The following is a 19,169-nucleotide window of genomic DNA, read 5'->3' on the forward strand; positions in this document are numbered from 1 at the left end:
CAACATGAGCACATTGCAACTGAGTCTGGCCATCATCGGTGGCCTGGTGCTGGCCCTGATCGTGGCCTACAACACCTGGACCTCGCGCCGCAACGCGCCCAAGCGCGCCTTGCCGCCGGAGCACGAGCCCGTGGCCGACGGCGCCCAGCGGCGCGAACCCGGTTTTGACGCCGGTGCCGCAGCCCTTGCGCCGGGCGAATTCCAGGGATTGGACCGGGGCCCCGAGCCCTCGGCGCATGCCGTGGACGCTAGCGATGCGCTGCAGCTGCCGGTGCCCGCGTCGTCGCTGGAGCGCCGCCCTGGACTGGACCCGCTCATCGACGTGATTGCGCCGCTGCAGGCCGAGCAGTTGGTGTCCGGCGACGCCGCCCTGGCCGCCTTGCCGCCCACACGCCGCGCTGGCAGCAAGCCCTTTGCCATCGAAGGCCTGAACGAGGCCACCCAGCAGTGGGAAACCCCGGCCCCCGGCCAGCGCTACCAGTCGTTCCAGGCGGGTGTGCAACTGGCCAACCGCATGGGCGCGCTCAACGAGATCGAGTTCTCGGAGTTCGTGGTCAAGGCCCAGGCCTTTGCAGACGCCATCAACGCCGCTGCGGACTTCCCCGACATGCTGCAGGAAGTGGCCCGTGCGCGCGAGCTGGACCAGTTTGCCAGCGACCACGACGCGCAGCTCATGTTCATGCTGCGCGCCCGCCAGGCCGCGTGGAGCCCGGGTTATGTGCAGCAGAACGCCGCACGCCTGGGCTTCGTGCCCGGCGCCATGCCCGGCCGCCTTGTGCTGCCCGCCAGTACCCCGGGCTTGCCTCCGCTGCTCACGCTGGGCTTTGACACCCAGGCCGCGTTGGCCGACGACCCCGAGCAATCCGCCATCCGCGACATCACGCTGAGCCTGGATGTCGCCCAGGTGCACCGCACCGAACAACCCTTCGCCCGCCTGCGCGACGTGGCCGCCGCCCTGTGCCAGGCCATGGACGGCGTGCTGTGCGACCAGAACGGCACCCCGCTGCCCGCCATGGCGATGGATCCGATTGCAGCCGACCTGGAGCTGCTGTATGACCAGCTCGACGGGCGGGATCTGTCAGCGGGGTCTGTACTGGCCCGGCGCCTCTTTAGTTGAGCGTTGGCGCAGTCATGACTGATAGTTTGGACCTTTTTTCGGCTGCAACGCCCGTGGATAAAGCGCAAGCAGCTACAAAAATTGAAGCGCTTCGTGCCCGGCTCAATACCTGGGCGCACCAGTACTACGTGCTGGACCAGCCCACCGTGCCCGACGCCGAATACGACCGCGTATTCCGCGAACTCCAAGGGCTGGAGCACGAGCACCCCGACCTCATCACCCCCGATTCACCCACGCAGCGCGTGATTGGCGCGGTGATGGAGGGCCTGGCGCCGGTGCGTCACACGGTGCCCATGCTCAGCATCCACACCGAGACCGACACCGAGGCCACAGGCGCCCAGGCGTTCGATGCGCGCGTGCGGCGCGAGCTGGGCCTCGCTGAGTCGGACCCTGCCATCGAATACGTGGCTGAGCCCAAGTTCGACGGCTTGGCCATGAGCCTGCGCTACGAAAACGGTCGTCTGGTGCAGGCTGCCACGCGCGGGGATGGCGAGGTGGGCGAAGACGTGACGCACAACATCCGCACCATCCGCCAGATCCCGCTGACCTTGCCCAAGGATGTTCCGGCCTTGCTGGAGGTGCGTGGCGAGGTCTACATGCGCCGCTCGGACTTCAACGCGCTGAACGAGCGCCAGCGCGAGCAGGGCGGCAAGACCTTTGTGAACCCCCGCAATGCCGCCGCCGGCGCAGTGCGCCAGCTTGACTCCAACATCACCGCCCAGCGGCCCCTGAGCTTTTTTGCCTACGGCCTGGGCGCCGTCACGCCGCCTGCCGAGGGCGGGCCGCATTTCCGCACGCATTTGGAGATGCTGCTGACCCTCAAATCATGGGGTTTTCCGGTTGCAGAGCAGGTCCAGCTTGCGCTGGGTGCTGCGGAATTGGTAGCATTTCACCAACAGGTGGGTGCCAGCCGCGATGCACTGCCGTATGACATCGACGGCGTCGTGTACAAGGTCAACCGGCTTGATCTTCAGCGCGATCTGGGCTTCAAGACGCGCGAACCGCGCTGGGCCGTGGCCCACAAGTACCCCGCGCAGGAGATGGCCACCCGGGTGGAAGGCATCGACGTGCAAGTGGGCCGCACCGGCAAGCTGACGCCCGTGGCGCGGCTGGCGCCGGTGTTTGTGGGCGGCGTCACGGTCACCAACGCCACGTTGCACAACCTGTTCGAAATCCGCAAGAAGGGCGTGCGCGTGGGCGACCAGGTCATCGTGCGCCGTGCTGGCGATGTGATTCCTGAAGTGGTTGGCGTGATGGCCACGGGTCCGCGCCCGGCGTACGTCAAGAACTTCCGGATGCCCACGCAGTGCCCCATCTGCGGCAGCGACGTGGTGCGTGAAAAGGGCGAGGCCAACCACCGCTGCACGGGCGGCCTGTTCTGCGCTGCGCAGCGCAAGGAAGCCATCCTGCACTTTGCCGCGCGCCGCGCCATGGACATCGAGGGGCTGGGCGACAAGTTGGTCGACCAATTGGTCGAGTCCAACGTGATCCGCACGCTGCCAGATCTGTACCGGCTGGGCCTTTCGTCCCTGGTTGCGCTGGAGCGCATGGCCGAGAAATCCGCGCAGAACGTGCTCGCCGCGCTGGAAAAATCCAAGGACACCACGCTTGCGCGTTTCCTGTTCGGCCTGGGCATCCGCCATGTGGGCGAATCCACGGCCAAGGACCTGGCCAAGCATTTCGGCACGCTGGATGCGCTGATGGGCTCGTCTCTAGAGACGGCGGCCAGCGTGGAGCAGTTGCTGGAAGTGCCCGATGTAGGCCCCATCGTCGCGCAGAGCGTGCACACCTTCTTCCAGCAGCCCCATAACCGCGAAGTGGTGGAGCAGCTCATTGCCTGTGGCGTGAAGTGGCCCGAGCAAGCCCGCGGCGAGAAAGCACCGCAGGTGCTGGCGGGCATGACCATTGTGCTGACGGGCACGCTGCCCACCCTCAGCCGCGACGCGGCCAAGGACATGCTGGAAGCAGCCGGCGCCAAGGTGTCGGGCTCGGTCAGCAAGAAGACCAGCTACGTGGTGGCCGGCGAAGAGGCCGGCAGCAAGCTGGCCAAGGCCCAGGAGCTGGGCGTACCCGTGCTGGACGAAGCAGGCATGCTGGCATTGCTGGCGGGCCCGAAGGCGGCCTGAAGGCCAAGCCAGCGCCTCGCCCCCTGACACCCCCCACCCGGTTGAATGAACCCGATGCGTACCTTCCTCCTTTCCCTTTGGGCCCGCTGCCAGGCCCTGTTGCGCCGCGTGGCAGGTTGGTTCGCGTGGATTCCCCGGCCGCTGCGCTGGGCCATGTTTTTCACGGTGCTGGCTGTGCCCACCGCGCTGCTGGTCTACGCGCTCACCCTGGTGCCCACCACGCCGTCCATTGGCGACATCCGCAAGGCCAAGAACGAGATGCCCGCGCAGATCATGTCGGTGGACGGCAAGCTGCTGGCCGAATACCGCTGGGCCAACCGCGAATGGGTGGAGCTGAACCAGATTTCCCCCAATGTGATTGACGCGCTGATCGCCACCGAGGACCACCGTTTCTATGACCACTGGGGCATGGACTGGCGGCGCACGTTCTCGTCGGTGGTGCACACGCTGCGCGGCGATCCGCAGGGCGGCTCCACCATCACGCAGCAGCTCGCGCGCAACCTGTTTCCCGAGGAGATCGGCCGCTCGCGCGTGTTTCCGCAGGCGCTCACGCGCAAGCTCAAGGAGGCCATCACGGCGTTCAAGATCGAGGCGTCGTACTCCAAGGACGAGATCCTCGAGACCTATCTCAACACCGTGCCGTTTCTCTACAACGCGTACGGCATCGAGATGGCCGCGCGCACGTATTTCGACAAATCGGCCGGCAAGCTCAATGTGCTGGAGAGCGCCACGCTGATCGGCATGCTCAAGGGCACGGCTTACTACAACCCAGTGCTCAACCCCGAGCGTGCCCAGGCCCGCCGCAACACTGTGCTGTCGCAGATGGTCAAGCGCGGCAAGCTTGAAGCCGAGCAGTTCGCCACGCTCAAGACGAGGCCGCTGGGCGTTAACTTTGAGCGCCAGACCGAGGTGATGGGCCCCGCGTCCCACTTTGCGATGCACCTGCGCAAGCAGCTGCTGGACTGGGCCGATAGCCGGGGCTACAACTTGTACGCCGACGGCCTGGTTATCCGCACCACCATCGACTCGCGCCTGCAGGCCATCGCCAATCAGGCCGTGGCACGCCAAGGCAAGCAGCTGCAGGAGGTGGCCGACAAGGCCTGGTCGCAGCCCCGCAACGGTTGGGGCCCGGCCAACGAGCTGGTGCAGACCCTGGTGCGCGAAAGCGCTGAATACCGCGCGGCAGTGGAAAAGGGCGAGGCGCCCGATGCCGCGCTCCAATCCCTGCTGGAGAACACCGCCTTCATGCAGAAACTGCGGGCCGAAAAAACGCGCGTGCAGGCCGGCTTTCTGGCGCAGGACCCGGTTACCGGCCATGTGCTGGCCTGGGTGGGCAGCCGCGACTTTGCGCAGGACCCGTTCGACCACGTGCAGGCCGCGCGCCGCCAGCCGGGGTCCACCTTCAAGCCCTTTGTGTACGGCGCAGCGTTCGCCCAGGGCGCGTCGCCCGAAGACACGCTCATGGATTCGGCCGTCGAGATCCCCCTGGGCGGCGGACGCGTGTGGCGTCCCACGGATGGCGGCCCGCCCAGCGACGAGCCGATGTCGCTGGCCGAAGGGCTGGCCCGGTCCAAGAACACCATCACCGCGCAGGTGATGCACCAGGTGGGCCCGGCACGCGTGGCCGAGGTCGCGCGCGCCCTGGGCGTGCGCGAGAGCAAGCTGGAAGAAGTGCCGTCTCTCGCACTGGGCACCAGCCCGGTCACGCTCAAGGAGATGGTGTCGGCCTACAGCAGCATCGTCACGCTGGGCCGCTATGTGGAGCCCGTCATGCTCACTCGCATCGAAGACCGCAACGGCAAGGTGCTGCAGACCTTTGCAGAGCCTGTGCCCGAGCAGGTGTTCGACGCGCGCGCCGCGCAGATCCTGCGCAACACCATGCGCGGCGCCGTGGACTACGGCACGGCCACGGCCATCCGCAGCCGCTACGGCGTGCAGGCCGATGTGGCGGGCAAGACAGGCACCACGCAGGACAACACGGACGGCTGGTTCATTCTGATGCAAAGCCGCGTGGTGGCCGGGGCGTGGGCGGGTTTCAACGACGGCCGCATCACCCTGCGCAGCGACTATTGGGGCCAGGGCGCGCGCAGCGCATTGCCCATGGTGGGCGAGTTCATGCAGCAGGCCATCCGCGGCAAGCTGGTGGATGCGAATGTGCGGTTTGTGGATGAGTTCGACACCCGCCCGCCCCCGCCACCCGACAGCTCGCTGGACACCATGCGCGACTGGATCCGGGGCCTGTTCCGTGGCGACCCCCAGCAGCAGCAACAGCAACCCATAGGACCCGGGGGCGGCGTGCCCCGCAATTCGGGCCCACCCGTGCCTGCGGAAGAGCGGGTAGGGGGCTGAGAGAGAGGGCACGCTCCGGTCGATGCCGGTGACGGCGCCAGTGACGCTACTCGATATCGATCACATGCAGGCCAAAGGCCCCGGCTTTGCGGTCCGCAAAGTAGGCCACGAGCGTTTCCCTCACGGTGCGGAAGGCGATCTCGTCCCACGGCACTTCGTCTTCTGAAAAAAGGCGTGCCTCGATGGTCTCGTACCCGGGGTTGAACTGGTCACTGAGCAGCGTGGCGCGGTAGAACAGATGCACCTGACCCACACGCGGCACGTTCAGCAGGCTGAACAGGGGGCCGATCTCGATCTGCGCGCCGGCTTCTTCATCCGTCTCGCGTGCGGCGCCCTGGGCAGTGGTTTCGTTTAGCTCCATAAATCCGGCCGGCAGCGTCCACTTGCCCCATCGCGGTTCAATGTTGCGCTTGCACAGCAGCACCCGGCCATCAGGCATGGCGGGCACGGTGCCCACCACATTCAGCGGGTTTTCATAATGCACCGTGTGGCAGGCGGTGCACACCGCGCGGTGCTTGGTGTCGCCGTCGTCGGGCAGCCGGTAGACCACGGCGGTGCCACAGGCGCGGCAGTGTTTGATGGGGCTGCGAAAAGTCATGCCGAGAATTTTGAATGAAATACGGCTCCAGCGCTTATAGGGAAAGCGCTGGTAGCTATCAAATAGTGAGTATGAAGGCGCCGTGGGGCAGCCTTACACCACGTTCAGCCGCAGCGTGCCCAGGCCTTGCACTCCGCCTTCCAGAACGTCGCCACGCACCACGGCGCCCACGCCTTCGGGGGTGCCGGTGTAGATCAGGTCGCCGGGCTGCAGCTCCCACGCCGCCGACAGGTGCTCGATGGTTTCGGCAATGTTCCAGATCAGTTGCGTCAGGGTGCTGCGCTGGCGGTCGGCACCGTTCACCTGCAGCCAGATGGGTGCGTTGGCCACGTCCCCCGCCTGCGCGGCCGGGGTGATGGGGCCGATGGGGGCGCTCGCATCAAAGCCCTTGCCGATGCACCAGGGGCGGCCCTGCTTTTTCATGTCGTTCTGCAGGTCGCGGCGCGTCATATCCAGGCCCACGGCGTAGCCAAAGATGTGGCCGAGCGCATCAGCGGCGGGGATGTTCTTGCCGCCCTTGCCGATGGCCACCACCAGCTCGATCTCGTGGTGCAGGTTGGCCGTGAGGCTGGGGTAAGGCAGCTGGCCGGTTTCACCCGCGTTGACCACCACAATGGCGTCGGCCGGCTTCATGAAGAAGAAGGGCGGCTCGCGGCCGGTAAAGCCCATTTCCTTGGCGTGTTCTTCGTAGTTGCGGCCCACGCAGTAGATGCGGTGCACGGGGAAACGCTCGCTGCGGCCCACCACGGGCACGCTGGCCACGGGGGCCGGGGGGAACACATAGCTCAGGGTCATGTCTGCGGGTCTTTCTGATCTGGGAACGGGCCTGCGCGCTGCACCGGGCCAGAGACCGCGGTGCGGGGGGGCGTGCAGGCCGTTTCGCGCTGGAACTCGGCGGTGCGTTGGGGCCCTGAAGGGGCACCCTGCGGCAGTGTGCCACGCCTGCGGCCCGCCTGCTGCGGGGCGCTACACTCGCGCCCATGGCACAGAGCTTCGATTTCCACAACACGCCAGGCCACCTGGTGCGCCGCGCCCATCAACGCACCGTGGCGCTTTTCATGGAAGAAACCGCGGGGTTTGACGTGACGCCGGTGCAGTTCGCCATCCTGCACGAGTTGCTGGCCCGCCCGGGCGAAGACCAGGTCACGCTGGCATCCCGCGTGGCGTTTGATGCCGCCACCTCGGGCTCGGTCATCGGGCGGCTGGAAAAGCGCGGCTGGATCCGCCGCGAACCCGACACCCGCGACCGCCGCCGCAAGCTGCTGTGGATCACGCCCGAAGGCGAGGTGGCCGCCCTGCAGATGCGCGACGCCGCCCAGCGTGTGCAAGAGCGGCTTACCGCGCCGCTGAATGCGCAGGAGCGGGAAGACCTCATGTCCATTCTCACCAAGGTGGTCTACCACCACAAGGACCCGGCCGGCACCTCCGGGGCCTGACGCCGGGGCTGCCTCCGCTCTGGCGCCGGTGCAGCACCGGTGTGGCATCCGCCACCGCGCGCTGCGCGCCATCCGTTTTGTTGATTGAACCCAGGGAGATTCGCCCCATGCAGCTCTACAGCTACTTCCGGTCTTCGGCCTCGTTCCGCGTGCGCATTGCGCTGGCCGTGAAGGGCCTGGACTTCGACTATGTCCCGGTGCACCTCGTCAAAGGCGAACACAAGGCGCCAGCCTATGCCGACCGCATTGGCGATTCGCTGGTGCCCACGCTGGTCACTGACGGCGGCTCGGCGCTCGCGCAGTCCCTGGCCATCATGGAATATCTGGACGAGACGCACCCCACGCCCCCCTTGCTGCCCTCCACGACCCTGGCCAGGGCGCGTGTCCGTGCGCTGGCGCAAACGGTGGCCTGCGACGTGCACCCCATCGCCAACCTGCGCGTGCTCAAGTACCTGGTGCATGAGCTCAAGGTGGACGAAGCCGCCAAGAACGCGTGGTACCACCACTGGGTGCGCAACGGGCTGGAGGTGCTGGAGCGCCAGTTGGCCTTGCTGGCGCAGGAGCGCATGGCCCAGGGCCTGGCGCCATCGATGCTGTGCTGGGGGGACACCCCCACGCTGGCCGACTGCTGCCTGGTTCCGCAGATCTTCAACGCAAAGCGCTTCAACGTGAGCCTGGAGGGACTGCCGCTCACCATGGCGGCGTTCGACGCCTGCATGGCATTGCCCGCCTTCCAGGCCGCGCAGCCTTCGGCCTGCCCAGACTTCGAGGCCTGAACGGGATGCCGCACCGCGACTGGTGGGTACCCGACTGGCCTGCGCCGCGGGGTGTACACGCGCTGTGCACAACGCGCCAGGGCGGGCACAGCGCGGCGCCCTACGACAGCCTCAATCTGGGCAGCCACGTGGGTGACGACGCTGCGGGCGTGGTGGCCAACCGCCAGGTGCTGCAAACGGTCCTGCAGGCCCGCACCCCCGGCGCCCGCGCCACCTTTCTGAGCCAGGTGCACGGGACGGATGTGGTCGAACTGGACCGGTCTACCCCCGACGGCACCGAGGCCGATGCCTGCGTTACCACCACCCCTGGCGCCGTCTGCACCATCATGGTGGCCGACTGCCTGCCCGTGCTGCTGGCTCACCGCTCGGGAGCTGTGGTGGCGGCGGCGCACGCAGGCTGGCGGGGGCTGGCAGGCCAGGACGGGCGGGGCGTTCTGGAAGCGGTTTTCAAGCGTTTTAGTGCTCTGGCGCTTGATGGACAAGCGCTGGCAGCTATCAATAATGAAGCATCAAGCGACACGCTTGCCTGGCTCGGCCCCTGCATCGGCCCTGAGGCCTTTGAAGTGGGGGCCGAAGTGCGGGCCGCGTTTTGCGACGCCGACCCCGGCGCGCATACCTGCTTTTTGCCCTGCCACCAAACGCCTGGCAAATACCTGTGCGACCTGGCCGGCCTGGCTCGCCGGCGACTTGAGGCCCTGGGTATCACGCAGATTTTCGGCAACGACAGCACGGCGTCCTGGTGCACCGTGACCAATGCCTCAACCTTCTTTTCGCACCGGCGCGACAGCGTCGCCCTCGGCGGCAGCGGGCGCTTTGCCGCCTGCATCTGGCGCGATTGATACGGCCCCGGGCTCGTGGGCCGTTTCCGCTTCCTTGACTTCTCGCACAGCGGCCTGTTCGGCGTCATAGGCGGCTTGTTCGGCGGCCTCGCGCGCCTTGATAGCGCGCTTGCGCGACGGCGTGCCGAGGATGTAGACCAGGATGCTCATGGGCAGCAGCCCATACAGCGCAAATGTGATGATGGCCCCCAGCACCGAACCCTGCGGACTGGTGGCTTCGGCCACGGCCATCATCAGGGTCACATAGGTCCACGCAATTACGATCAGGTACATTGGTTTGTGTTCAAGTGTTTGGGGCAAGCCGTTGCCTTGGCGGGTATGGTGGGCAACAATGACCATCAAGCGTAGGCCCTGCCGCTGCGAGCGATCAACCACAAGGAAAGAGCATGAATTCTGAGTCACCCTGGGCCCAAAGCGCTCAGCAGTTCCAGCAGATTTTCGGGCAAAGCTGGTCGCAGGCACTGCAATCATTCCAGTCCATGGACCTCGGGGCCGCCATGCCCGCAGCACCCGCACTGCAACTGTCGCCCACCAAGCTCAAGGCGCTGCAAGAGCAATACCTCAGCGAAGCCAAGGAACTGTGGGCCCAGGGCCTGCAGGGCACGCCCGAAGTCAAGGACAAGCGCTTTTCCGGCGAAGGCTGGGCCAGCAACCCGGTGGCGGCGTTCTCGGCAGCGGCCTATCTGCTCAACGCCCGCACTTTGATGGGCCTGGCCGACGCGGTGGAAGCCGATGAAAAAACCAAGGCCCGCATCCGCTTTGGCGTGGAGCAGTGGATGGCTGCCATGGCCCCCAGCAACTTCCTGGCCTTCAACGCCGAAGCGCAAAAGAAGGCCATCGAGACCAAGGGCGAGAGCATCGCCAAAGGCATGCAGAACCTGCTGCACGACATCTCGCAGGGGCATGTCTCTATGACGGACGAGAGCCTGTTCGAGGTGGGCCGCAACGTGGCCACCACTGAAGGCGCCGTGGTCTACGAGAACGAGCTGTTCCAGCTGCTTGAATACAAACCGCTCACGGCCAAGGTGTACGAGCGGCCCTTCCTGCTGGTGCCACCCTGCATCAACAAGTTCTACATCCTGGACCTGCAGCCCGAGAATTCGCTCATCCGCTACGCGGTGGAGCAGGGCCACCGCACCTTCGTCGTGAGCTGGCGCAACCCCGACGAGAGCCTGTCGCACAAGACCTGGGACGACTACGTTGAAGACGGCGCGATGGTCGCCATCGATGTGGTGCAAAAAATCACCGGCGCCGAGCAGATCAATGCCCTGGGCTTCTGCGTGGGCGGCACCATCCTTAGCAATGCGCTCGCCGTACTGGCCGCACGCGGCGACGAGCCCGTGGCCAGCGCCACCTTCCTCACTACGCTGATCGACTTTACGGACACGGGCATTCTCGACGTCTTCATCGACGAGGCCTTTGTCAAATTCCGCGAGATGCAGATGGGCAAGGGCGGGCTGATGAAAGGGCAGGATCTGGCATCGACGTTCAGCTTCTTGCGCCCCAACGACCTGGTGTGGAACTACGTGGTGGGCAACTACTTGAAAGGCGAGACGCCCCCGCCGTTTGACCTGCTGTACTGGAACAGCGACAGCACCAACCTGCCGGGTCCGTTCTACGCTTGGTACCTGCGCAATTTCTACCTCGAGAATAACCTCGTGAAGCCCGGCAAGCTCACCGTGTGCGGTGAAAAGCTGGACCTGAACGAACTCAAGCTGCCTGTCTATATTTATGGCTCGCGGGAGGACCACATCGTGCCAGCCACGGCGGCCTATGCCTCCACCCAGGTGCTGCCAGGCAAAAAGCGCTTTGTGATGGGCGCATCAGGCCATATCGCCGGTGTGATCAACCCGCCCGCCAAGGGCAAGCGCAGCCACTGGATGCGTACCGACGGCAAATTTCCACCCACGCTGGACCAGTGGCTCGAAGGCGCCACGGAGCACCCTGGCAGCTGGTGGACTGACTGGTCGGGCTGGCTCAAGGGACACGCCGGCAAGCAGATTGCTGCGCCCAAGGGCTATGGCAAAGGCGCCAAGTTCAAGGCCATCGAGCCCGCACCGGGCCGCTATGTCAAGCAGAAGGCATAGAGGCATAAAAAACGTGTGATACGCAAAAGTCCTGACTTAGGGCACTGCGAAAATTACCCTTACCGAACACCCTCAACTACAAGGACATTCCATGGAAGACATCGTCATCGTTTCGGCCGCCCGCACCGCTGTGGGCAAGTTTGGTGGCGCATTGGCCAAGACGCCCGCGAGTGATCTGGGCGCCATCGTGATCCGTGAAGCCATTGCCCGCGCGGGCCTGTCTTCCGACCAGATCGGCGAAGTCATCATGGGCCAGGTGCTGACTGCTGGCGTAGGCCAGAACCCGGCGCGCCAGGCGTCGATGAAGGCCGGTGTGGCCAAGGAAACCCCGGCGCTCACCATCAACGCGGTCTGCGGCTCGGGCCTCAAGGCCGTGATGCTGGCCGCGCAGGCCGTGGCCTGGGGCGACAGCGAGATCGTGGTGGCCGGCGGCCAGGAGAACATGAGCCTGGCGCCCCATGTACTCAATGGTTCGCGCGACGGCCAGCGCATGGGGGACTGGAAGATGGTCGATTCCATGATCGTGGACGGCCTGTGGGACGTGTACAACCAGTACCACATGGGCATCACCGCCGAGAACGTGGCCAAGCAATACGGCATCACCCGCGACATGCAGGACGCCCTGGCCCTGGCCAGCCAGCAAAAGGCCGCGGCCGCGCAGGATGCGGGCAAGTTCGCCGATGAAATCGTCGGCGTGAGCCTGCCGCAGAAGAAGGGCGACCCCATCCTCTTCAACACCGACGAGTACCTGAACCGCAAGACCAATGCCGAGGCGCTGGCGGGCCTGCGCCCCGCGTTTGACAAGGCTGGCAGCGTGACAGCTGGCAATGCATCGGGCCTGAACGATGGCGCTGCCGCCGTGGTGGTGATGAGCGCCAAGAAGGCGGCCGCCCTGGGCCTCAAGCCCCTGGCCCGCATCGCTGCCTTTGGCACCAGCGGCCTGGATCCTGCCACCATGGGTATGGGCCCTGTGCCCGCGTCGCGCAAGGCCCTGCAGCGTGCGGGCTGGAACGCTGCCGACGTGGATCTGTTTGAGCTCAATGAAGCCTTTGCGGCACAAGCCTGCGCCGTGAACAAGGAACTGGGCATCGACCCCGCCAAGGTCAACGTCAATGGAGGCGCCATCGCCATTGGACACCCCATTGGCGCGTCTGGCTGCCGTATTCTGGCGACGCTGCTGCATGAAATGCAGCGCCGCGACGCCAAGAAAGGCCTGGCCGCGCTGTGTATCGGCGGCGGCATGGGCGTGTCACTGGCGGTGGAACGCTGACGGAGGGCGCGGGCGGCGTATGCCGCCCGGTGTCAGCAACAACAAAGGCCGCGTTTGTGTGGCCTTTGTTTTTCGCGGCGTAGTCTGCCTGGTCAAGGGCGTATTCCAGCAAGACTCGATGGATTCATATGACGAGCACAGTTTTTCCCATCCCCTTCGAAGCAGCCAGCTGCGCGTCCTGCAGGGACAAGGCACAGTTGCCGTTTGATTTCACGATGGCCTTCCAGCCCATCATGGATCTGGAGCTGGAACGCCCGTTTGGCTACGAAGCGCTGGTGCGCGGCGTTGACGGTCAGTCGGCCGCCACGGTGTTGTCATGGGTGGATGATGCCCACCGCTACCGCTTTGACCAGGCCTGTCGCGTCAAAGCCATCGAGCTTGCCTCGCGGCTGGGCCTGACGGACTTGCCGGGTTGCCGTCTCAGCATCAACTTTCTGCCCAACGCGGTGTACCGCCCTGAAACCTGCATCCGCGCCACCATGGAGGCCGCAGCCACATTCGGGTTTCCGCATGACCGCCTCATGTTCGAGGTCACGGAAGGCGAGCAGCTTGCGAGCGCCGAGCACCTCCAGTCCATTTTTGATGTCTACCGCCGCCAGGGCCTGATCACGGCCATTGACGATTTCGGCGCAGGTTATGCTGGACTGAACCTCTTGGCGCGGTTCCAGCCGCATGTGCTGAAGATCGACATGGAGCTCATCCGCAACATCAACCTGGACCCGGTCCGCCAGGCCATCGTGTGCGGCATCGTGCTGGTGTGCCAGCGCCTGTCCATCGACATCGTTGCGGAGGGCATAGAAACCGGGGAAGAGTCAGCCTTCCTCAAATCGGTGGGCGTGCGCTATCAACAGGGTTATTTGTTCGCCCGGCCGGGATGGGAGACCCTGCCGCTGTCGTCGGTGGGCCGCTAAGCACCTGTCCCGGTGGTGTCGTGCACCAAAAATGTGACGAATTGCTATGACGTTCGTGCGTCATGCGTATGACGCGAAGGGTTACGTCAAAAAGCAAACGGGTTCAGTGTTTACCTTCACCGCACACCCGGATTTCTTGGGTAGAGTGGGCGGTGAGCACATCACCCAAAAAAGGAGAAATCACATGAGCCAGAAAGTTGCGTACGTAACCGGCGGCATGGGCGGCATCGGCACCGCCATCTGCCAGCGCCTGCACAAAGAGGGCTTCAAGGTCATCGCCGGTTGCGGCCCCACGCGTGACCATGCCAAGTGGCTGGCAGAACAGAAGGCCCTGGGCTTCACCTTCTACGCGTCGGTGGGCAATGTGGGCGACTGGGATTCGACGGTCGAGGCCTTCAGCAAGACCAAGGCCGAGCACGGCACCATCGACGTGCTGGTGAACAACGCCGGCATCACCCGCGACCGCATGTTCCTCAAGATGTCGCGCGAAGACTGGGATGCGGTCATTGAAACCAACCTCAACAGCATGTTCAACGTGACCAAGCAGGTGGTCGCCGACATGGTGGAAAAAGGCTGGGGCCGCATCATCAACATCAGCTCCGTGAACGGCGAGAAGGGCCAGGCTGGTCAGACCAACTACTCGGCGGCCAAGGCGGGCATGCATGGCTTTTCGATGGCCCTGGCGCAGGAGCTGGCCACCAAGGGCGTGACGGTGAATACCGTGAGCCCAGGCTACATCGGCACCGATATGGTCAAGGCCATCCGGCCGGACGTGCTGGAAAAGATTGTGGCCACCGTGCCTGTGAAGCGCCTGGGCGAGCCCAGCGAAATCGCATCCATCATTGCCTGGCTGGCGTCAGAAGAGGGCGGCTATGCCACCGGCGCCGACTTCTCGGTGAACGGTGGCCTGCACATGGGCTGACTTGGGACCCCGTCGAAGGCAACAAAAAACCCCGCAATGCGGGGTTTTTTGTTGAGAGGGGCAATAAGGGGAAGGGGCTGCCGCGCTGGCTGCCACACCTTCAAAAACGGGCCGGGGCGCGCTTGCGATCGCGTTCGTCTTCGGGCCAGGCGGACAAGATTGCGGTGGTGTTCATATTGGAAAAACTCCTGAGATGTACCCACAACGCGGCCCGCAGACGGCCGGTTGACAGCGTTCTGCAAAAAAATGCAACCGCCAGAACCCTATTTTTGCCCTCAGAAATTGCTATTTAATTGATAGCTTCCTGCGCTTGATGGATATGCGAAAAAACGCAATTTTGCCTGTGAAATTTACAGGGTTTTACACTTTCAGCTCATCGTGGCCGCTGAAATTTCTTCGAGCTCGGAAGAAATTTCGAGCCAGCGTTCTTCCAGTTTGGCGGTTTCGTCGTTGCACGATTTCAGGCGTTTGCCGCAGTTTGCGATCTCTGCTGGTGGCAGGGGCTGATTCAACCGGGCTTCCAGTTCCTCGCGCTCGGCAGCGAGGGTGGCCAGCCGCTTGTCGATCTGCTCCAGTTCGTTCTTGAGCGGGCGGGTTTTTTCTGCCAGGGCCTGGCGCGACTGGGCTGCCTGCTTGCGCAACTCTCGCTGATCGCCCTGCGCTGCTTCAGGCACTGGGGCCGTGGGAGCTGGTGTCGACGCCACCACCATCGCAACAGCCTTGCTGGCGGCCAGGTCGCCCAGCTCGGCCTGCCGGGCTTCCTCGCGCAGGCGGCGGGACTCCTCCAGCAAATAGCGCTGGTAGTCGTCTAAGTCGCCGTCGAACGGCCCCACCACGCCGCGGCCCACCATCCAGAAGTCCTCACAGACCGACCGCAGCAATGCGCGGTCGTGGCTGACCAGCATGACGGTGCCGTCGAAATCGTTGAGCGCCATGGCCAAGGCCTCGCGCGTGGCCAGGTCCAGGTGATTGGTGGGCTCGTCCAGCAGCAGCAGGTTGGGGCGCTGCCAGACGATCATGGCCAACACAAGGCGGGCTTTTTCGCCGCCGCTCATGGTGCCCACGGCCTGCTTGACCATGTCGCCCGTGAAATTGAAGCTGCCCAGGTAACTGCGCAGGTCCTGCTCGCGGCTGGGCTGCTTGGCATCGGCGCCCAACTCTTTGGCCAGGCGGATCATGTGCTCCAGCGGGTTTTCGTTGGGGCGCAACACATCCAGTTCCTGCTGGGCAAAATAGCCAATGTTCAGCCCCTTGCCTTCGGTGATGCTGCCAGAGAGCGCCTTCATGGTGCGCGCAATGGTCTTGACCAGCGTGGACTTGCCCTGGCCGTTGGCGCCCAGGATGCCGATGCGCTGGCCCGCCAGCACCGAGCGGTTGACGCCGCTAAGGATGGTGGTGGGCACGCCCTCGTCGTCCACATAGCCGAACGAGGCGTCGCTGATGGCGAGCATCGGATTGGGCAGGTTGGCGGGCTCCTTGAACTCGAAGGTGAATTCGGCCTCGGCCAGCACAGGCCCGATCTTCTCCATGCGTTCGAGTTGCTTTACGCGGCTTTGCGCCTGCTTGGCCTTGCTGGCCTTGGCCTTGAAGCGGTCGATGAACTTCTGCAGGTGCGCCATCTTCTCTTGCTGCTTGGCAAAGCTGGCCTGTTGCAGTTCGAGCTGCTGGGCGCGCAGTTCTTCAAACTTGCTGTAGTTGCCGCCATAGCGGTTCAACTCGCCTTGCTGGATCTGCAGGGTGACGTTGGTGATGGCGTCCAGGAACTCGCGGTCGTGGCTGATCACGATCATGGTGCCGGCGTAGCGCTTGAGCCAAGCTTCCAGCCAGACCAGGGCGTCCAGGTCCAAGTGGTTGGTTGGTTCGTCCAGCAGCAGCAGGTCGCTGGGGCACATCAGCGCACGGGCGAGTTGCAGGCGCATGCGCCAGCCGCCCGAAAAGCTGTTGACCGGGTTGTCCAGCTCGCTCACGCGAAAGCCCAGGCCCAGGATCAGCGCCTGGGCACGGGCCACCGCGTCGTGAGCACCGGCGTCATGCAAGTCAGAGTAGGCATGCGCAATTGCCATGCCGTCGTCGCTGGCCTCCGCCTCGGCCAGCTGCTGCTGCACTTCGGCCAGGCGGGTGTCGCCCTCCAGCACAAAGTCCGTGGCCGACTGGTCGGTTTCAGGCATGTTCTGCGCGACCTCAGCCATGCGCCAGCTCGACGGAATGTGGAAATCCCCGCCGTCTTCATGCAACTTGCCGCTGAGCAGCGCAAACAGGCTGGATTTGCCCGCGCCGTTGCGGCCGACCAAGCCCACGTTTTCGCCAGGGTTGATGGTGGTGGAGACGCTGTCGAGCACGACTTTTGTGCCGCGTCGCAGGGTGACGTTCTTGAGGGTGATCATCCGGAATACAGAAAAAAACACACCCGCCGGCCATAGGCTCGCGGCGGGTGGCATACAAAAAATCGAAGGGGCCAGCAGAGTGGCGCAGGCCTCTATTGTGCCGTGGGCGCGTTTTGCGCTGCCAGTGCTTGTCGGGTGACCAGCAAAACCTGGTCCTCGCCAGCGCTGGTCTCCAGCCAGAACACCGGTAGTTCTGGGAAAGCTGCTTCAAAGTGGGCGCGCTCGTTGCCGATCTCCAGAATGATGACGCCGTCTTCGGTCAAACACGGTGGCGCTGCGGCAAACAGCGCGCGCACAAAGTCCATGCCGTCTGCGCCCCCAGCCAGCGCCAGTTCGGGCTCTGCAAGGTATTCACGGGGCAGGGCGGCCATGCTGGCTGAATTCACGTACGGCGGGTTGCACAGGATCAGGTCCCAGGGGCCGTCGACGGCCGCCAGGCCGTCGGACTGCACGAGGGCGATGCGGTCCTGCAGCCCGTGCTTGTCCACGTTGACGCGCGCCACGGCCAAGGCGTCGAGCGAGATGTCTGCCCCCGTCACCTGCACTTCGGGCCAGGCCATGGCCGCCAGCACGGCCAGGCTGCCGTTGCCGGTGCACAGGTCCAGCACTTGGTGGGTGTTTTCGCTCAGGAACTCGTCCACGCTTCCGTCGGCCAGCAGTTCGGCAATGAAGCTGCGGGGCACGATGGCGCGTTCGTCCACGTAGAAGGGCACGCCTTGCAACCAGGCCTCGCGCGTAAGGTAGGCGGCGGGTTTGCGGGTGGCAATGCGTTCTTCAAAAAGTGTAGCTACCAGCGCTTGCTGGGCGGGAGCTACAGGCTGATTTGTTATTGAATCCAAGTCGCTATCCAGCGGCAGGCCCAGGCGCCACAGCACCAGCCAGGCGGCTTCGTCGTGGGCGTTGGTGGTGCCGTGGCCAAACGCGACGCCGGCTGCCGTTAGGCACTGCGCGCCGGTTTCAACCAGTGCGCCCACGGTGTCGCCGGTGGGGCGTTCAGATGCAAGGGTGGTGCTCATGCCGGTACAGCATCCCCTGCAGCCAATGCCTGCCCATGCAGGTTTTCGAGCGTTCGGCGGTAGATGTTTTTCAGCGGTTCGATGTCCGCGACCACCACGTGCTCGTCGATTTTGTGGATGCTGGCGTTGGGGGGGCCCAGTTCTATGACCTGCGGGCAGATCTGCGCGATGAAGCGGCCGTCGCTGGTGCCTCCGGTGGTGGATAGCTCGGTGGCCAGGCCGGTTTCGGCGGTGATGGCTTGCTGCACAGCGCTGACCAGCTCGCCCGGGGTGGTGAGGAAGGGCTGTCCGCCAAGCGTCCAGCGCAGGTCGTATTCGAGGCCGTGGCGGTCCAGCACGGCGTGCACGCGCTGCTGCAGACCCTCGGCCGTGGATTCGGTCGAGAAACGGAAGTTGAAGTCGATCACGACCTCACCCGGAATCACATTGGTGGCACCGGTGCCGCCATGCACGTTGCTGATCTGCCAACTGGTGGGCGGGAAGAAGGCGTTGCCCTGGTCCCACACCGTGGCGGCCAGTTCGGCCAGCGCGGGCACGGCCTGGTGAATAGGGTTGCGTGCCAGTTGCGGGTAGGCGATGTGGCCCTGAATGCCGCGCACGCTGAGCTTGCCGCTCAGGGTGCCGCGGCGGCCGTTCTTGATCATGTCGCCAGTCTTTTGGACGGAGGTGGGTTCGCCCACGATGCAGTAGTCCAGCGGTTCGCCGCGCGCCTTGAGCTGTTCGACCACCACTTTCGTGCCGTCCACCGAGGGTCCTTCCTCGTCGCTGGTCAGCAAGAGGGCCAGGTGGACCATGGGGTCCGGTGTAGCAGCAAGGAATTCCTCCACCGCCACCACAAAGGCGGCGATCGAGGTTTTCATGTCACTGGCGCCGCGGCCATACAGCTTGCCGTCTTTGTGCGTCGGCACAAACGGGTCGCTGCTCCACTGCGCCAGCGGGCCCGTGGGAACCACATCGGTATGGCCCGCAAAAACTACAGTTTTGATAGCTGCTTGCGCTTTATCAGCAAGCGTTGCAGGCCTTTTTGCCCACAAATTGCTCACCCGGAAATCCGCCGGGCCGCTGTCCAGCCGCTCGCACACAAACCCGAGAGGCGCCAGCCGAGCAGCCAGCAGATCCAGGCAGCCGGCATCCTCGGGGGTAATCGAGGGCAAGGAAATGAGCTGTTCAGCCAGGTGCAGGGTGCGGGACATGGAGATTAGGGGGGCAGGAGAGTGAGATTTGCAATCGGCCGTGATCATCGGGCGAGGCGTCAGCAAAGGCGCGGCCCAGGCGAGAGACGCCTAGCGAGGGCGTCTCCCCCAATGGGGATGGCGCCGCAGGTGACTAATGGGGAGA

The 19,169-nt window shown here is 64.7% G+C and carries 16 protein-coding genes; 10 read left to right on the plus strand and 6 right to left on the minus strand.

Annotated elements, in window-relative coordinates; genetic code table 11:
* Window positions 1-4 precede the first annotated feature (4 nt).
* Genes ACK4HJ_RS04790 through ACK4HJ_RS04800 form a run of 3 tightly spaced genes read left to right on the plus strand, consistent with a single transcriptional unit; the run spans window position 5 to window position 5,592 of the window.
* Window positions 5-1,117 (plus strand): cell division protein FtsZ, encoded by a 1,113-nt coding sequence (locus ACK4HJ_RS04790; RefSeq protein ID WP_409828199.1) that lies wholly within the window; start codon window positions 5-7, stop codon window positions 1,115-1,117.
* A gap of 14 nt (window positions 1,118-1,131) precedes the next feature.
* The gene (ligA, locus tag ACK4HJ_RS04795; RefSeq protein WP_409828201.1) at window positions 1,132-3,243 is read left to right on the plus strand and encodes an NAD-dependent DNA ligase LigA; all 2,112 of its coding nucleotides are present in this window, start codon (window positions 1,132-1,134) and stop codon (window positions 3,241-3,243) included.
* Window positions 3,244-3,297: 54 nt separating this feature from the next.
* Window positions 3,298-5,592, plus strand: coding sequence for a penicillin-binding protein 1A (locus ACK4HJ_RS04800; protein WP_409828203.1), 2,295 nt, complete (start codon window positions 3,298-3,300; stop codon window positions 5,590-5,592).
* Window positions 5,593-5,638: 46 nt separating this feature from the next.
* Here the strand turns inward: ACK4HJ_RS04800 and ACK4HJ_RS04805 are convergent, their stop codons facing one another.
* Complete coding sequence (locus tag ACK4HJ_RS04805; protein ID WP_409828205.1) at window positions 5,639-6,190, minus strand: NUDIX hydrolase; 552 nt, start codon at window positions 6,188-6,190, stop codon at window positions 5,639-5,641.
* Window positions 6,191-6,283: 93 nt separating this feature from the next.
* On the minus strand, window positions 6,284-6,979 hold the full coding sequence (locus ACK4HJ_RS04810) for a fumarylacetoacetate hydrolase family protein (RefSeq protein WP_409828682.1): 696 nt from the start codon (window positions 6,977-6,979) through the stop codon (window positions 6,284-6,286).
* Between the two features lie 191 nt (window positions 6,980-7,170).
* On the opposite strand from ACK4HJ_RS04810, the gene ACK4HJ_RS04815 reads away from it, so the two are divergent.
* The 3 genes from ACK4HJ_RS04815 (at window position 7,171) to pgeF (ending at window position 9,241) form a co-directional block, all read left to right on the plus strand.
* On the plus strand, window positions 7,171-7,626 hold the full coding sequence (locus ACK4HJ_RS04815; RefSeq protein ID WP_409828207.1) for a MarR family winged helix-turn-helix transcriptional regulator: 456 nt from the start codon (window positions 7,171-7,173) through the stop codon (window positions 7,624-7,626).
* A 107-nt stretch (window positions 7,627-7,733) separates the two neighbouring features.
* Window positions 7,734-8,402, plus strand: coding sequence for a maleylacetoacetate isomerase (maiA, locus tag ACK4HJ_RS04820; protein WP_409828209.1), 669 nt, complete (start codon window positions 7,734-7,736; stop codon window positions 8,400-8,402).
* A 5-nt stretch (window positions 8,403-8,407) separates the two neighbouring features.
* On the plus strand, window positions 8,408-9,241 hold the full coding sequence (pgeF, locus tag ACK4HJ_RS04825; protein WP_409828211.1) for a peptidoglycan editing factor PgeF: 834 nt from the start codon (window positions 8,408-8,410) through the stop codon (window positions 9,239-9,241).
* Here the strand turns inward: pgeF and ACK4HJ_RS04830 are convergent.
* Window positions 9,161-9,514 carry a hypothetical protein gene (locus tag ACK4HJ_RS04830; protein ID WP_409828213.1) on the minus strand — a complete coding sequence of 118 codons (354 nt, stop codon included), beginning with the start codon at window positions 9,512-9,514 and terminating at the stop codon, window positions 9,161-9,163. The two genes, pgeF and ACK4HJ_RS04830, sit on opposite strands and share 81 nt — an antisense overlap.
* Before the next feature lie 113 nt (window positions 9,515-9,627).
* Between ACK4HJ_RS04830 and ACK4HJ_RS04835 the strand changes: the two genes are divergently transcribed.
* The 4 genes from ACK4HJ_RS04835 (at window position 9,628) to phbB (ending at window position 14,431) form a co-directional block, all read left to right on the plus strand.
* The gene (locus ACK4HJ_RS04835; protein WP_409828215.1) at window positions 9,628-11,328 is read left to right on the plus strand and encodes a PHA/PHB synthase family protein; all 1,701 of its coding nucleotides are present in this window, start codon (window positions 9,628-9,630) and stop codon (window positions 11,326-11,328) included.
* A 91-nt stretch (window positions 11,329-11,419) separates the two neighbouring features.
* The gene (locus ACK4HJ_RS04840; protein ID WP_409828217.1) at window positions 11,420-12,598 is read left to right on the plus strand and encodes an acetyl-CoA C-acetyltransferase; all 1,179 of its coding nucleotides are present in this window, start codon (window positions 11,420-11,422) and stop codon (window positions 12,596-12,598) included.
* Window positions 12,599-12,726: 128 nt separating this feature from the next.
* Complete coding sequence (locus ACK4HJ_RS04845) at window positions 12,727-13,509, plus strand: EAL domain-containing protein (RefSeq protein WP_409828219.1); 783 nt, start codon at window positions 12,727-12,729, stop codon at window positions 13,507-13,509.
* A gap of 184 nt (window positions 13,510-13,693) precedes the next feature.
* Window positions 13,694-14,431, plus strand: a complete 738-nt coding sequence (phbB, locus tag ACK4HJ_RS04850; RefSeq protein WP_409828221.1) for an acetoacetyl-CoA reductase — start codon at window positions 13,694-13,696, stop codon at window positions 14,429-14,431.
* 368 nt (window positions 14,432-14,799) lie between these two features.
* On the opposite strand, the gene ACK4HJ_RS04855 is transcribed toward phbB, so the two are convergent.
* The 3 genes from ACK4HJ_RS04855 to dapE form a co-directional block, all read right to left on the minus strand.
* The gene (locus ACK4HJ_RS04855) at window positions 14,800-16,815 is read right to left on the minus strand and encodes an ATP-binding cassette domain-containing protein (protein ID WP_409828223.1); all 2,016 of its coding nucleotides are present in this window, start codon (window positions 16,813-16,815) and stop codon (window positions 14,800-14,802) included.
* Window positions 16,816-16,907: 92 nt separating this feature from the next.
* Window positions 16,908-17,831 (minus strand): 50S ribosomal protein L3 N(5)-glutamine methyltransferase, encoded by a 924-nt coding sequence (gene prmB, locus ACK4HJ_RS04860; protein ID WP_409828225.1) that lies wholly within the window; start codon window positions 17,829-17,831, stop codon window positions 16,908-16,910.
* Entirely contained in the window at window positions 17,828-19,024 is a 1,197-nt protein-coding gene (dapE, locus tag ACK4HJ_RS04865) for a succinyl-diaminopimelate desuccinylase (RefSeq protein WP_409828227.1), read from the minus strand. The genes prmB and dapE overlap by 4 nt, the downstream gene beginning before the upstream one ends.
* Window positions 19,025-19,169: the final 145 nt, after the last annotated feature.

The sequence above is a fragment of the Acidovorax sp. genome (assembly GCF_046294525.1).
Classification (GTDB): domain Bacteria; phylum Pseudomonadota; class Gammaproteobacteria; order Burkholderiales; family Burkholderiaceae_C; genus Acidovorax.

Coding starts and splice junctions, on each gene's coding strand:
- ACK4HJ_RS04790 (WP_409828199.1), top strand. CDS start 5: ATGAGCACATTGCAACTGAGTCTGGCCATCATCGGTGGCCTGGTGCTG.
- ligA (WP_409828201.1), top strand. CDS start 1,132: ATGACTGATAGTTTGGACCTTTTTTCGGCTGCAACGCCCGTGGATAAA.
- ACK4HJ_RS04800 (WP_409828203.1), top strand. CDS start 3,298: ATGCGTACCTTCCTCCTTTCCCTTTGGGCCCGCTGCCAGGCCCTGTTG.
- ACK4HJ_RS04805 (WP_409828205.1), bottom strand. CDS start 6,190: ATGACTTTTCGCAGCCCCATCAAACACTGCCGCGCCTGTGGCACCGCC.
- ACK4HJ_RS04815 (WP_409828207.1), top strand. CDS start 7,171: ATGGCACAGAGCTTCGATTTCCACAACACGCCAGGCCACCTGGTGCGC.
- maiA (WP_409828209.1), top strand. CDS start 7,734: ATGCAGCTCTACAGCTACTTCCGGTCTTCGGCCTCGTTCCGCGTGCGC.
- pgeF (WP_409828211.1), top strand. CDS start 8,408: ATGCCGCACCGCGACTGGTGGGTACCCGACTGGCCTGCGCCGCGGGGT.
- ACK4HJ_RS04830 (WP_409828213.1), bottom strand. CDS start 9,514: ATGTACCTGATCGTAATTGCGTGGACCTATGTGACCCTGATGATGGCC.
- ACK4HJ_RS04835 (WP_409828215.1), top strand. CDS start 9,628: ATGAATTCTGAGTCACCCTGGGCCCAAAGCGCTCAGCAGTTCCAGCAG.
- ACK4HJ_RS04840 (WP_409828217.1), top strand. CDS start 11,420: ATGGAAGACATCGTCATCGTTTCGGCCGCCCGCACCGCTGTGGGCAAG.
- ACK4HJ_RS04845 (WP_409828219.1), top strand. CDS start 12,727: ATGACGAGCACAGTTTTTCCCATCCCCTTCGAAGCAGCCAGCTGCGCG.
- phbB (WP_409828221.1), top strand. CDS start 13,694: ATGAGCCAGAAAGTTGCGTACGTAACCGGCGGCATGGGCGGCATCGGC.
- ACK4HJ_RS04855 (WP_409828223.1), bottom strand. CDS start 16,815: ATGATCACCCTCAAGAACGTCACCCTGCGACGCGGCACAAAAGTCGTG.
- prmB (WP_409828225.1), bottom strand. CDS start 17,831: ATGAGCACCACCCTTGCATCTGAACGCCCCACCGGCGACACCGTGGGC.
- dapE (WP_409828227.1), bottom strand. CDS start 19,024: ATGTCCCGCACCCTGCACCTGGCTGAACAGCTCATTTCCTTGCCCTCG.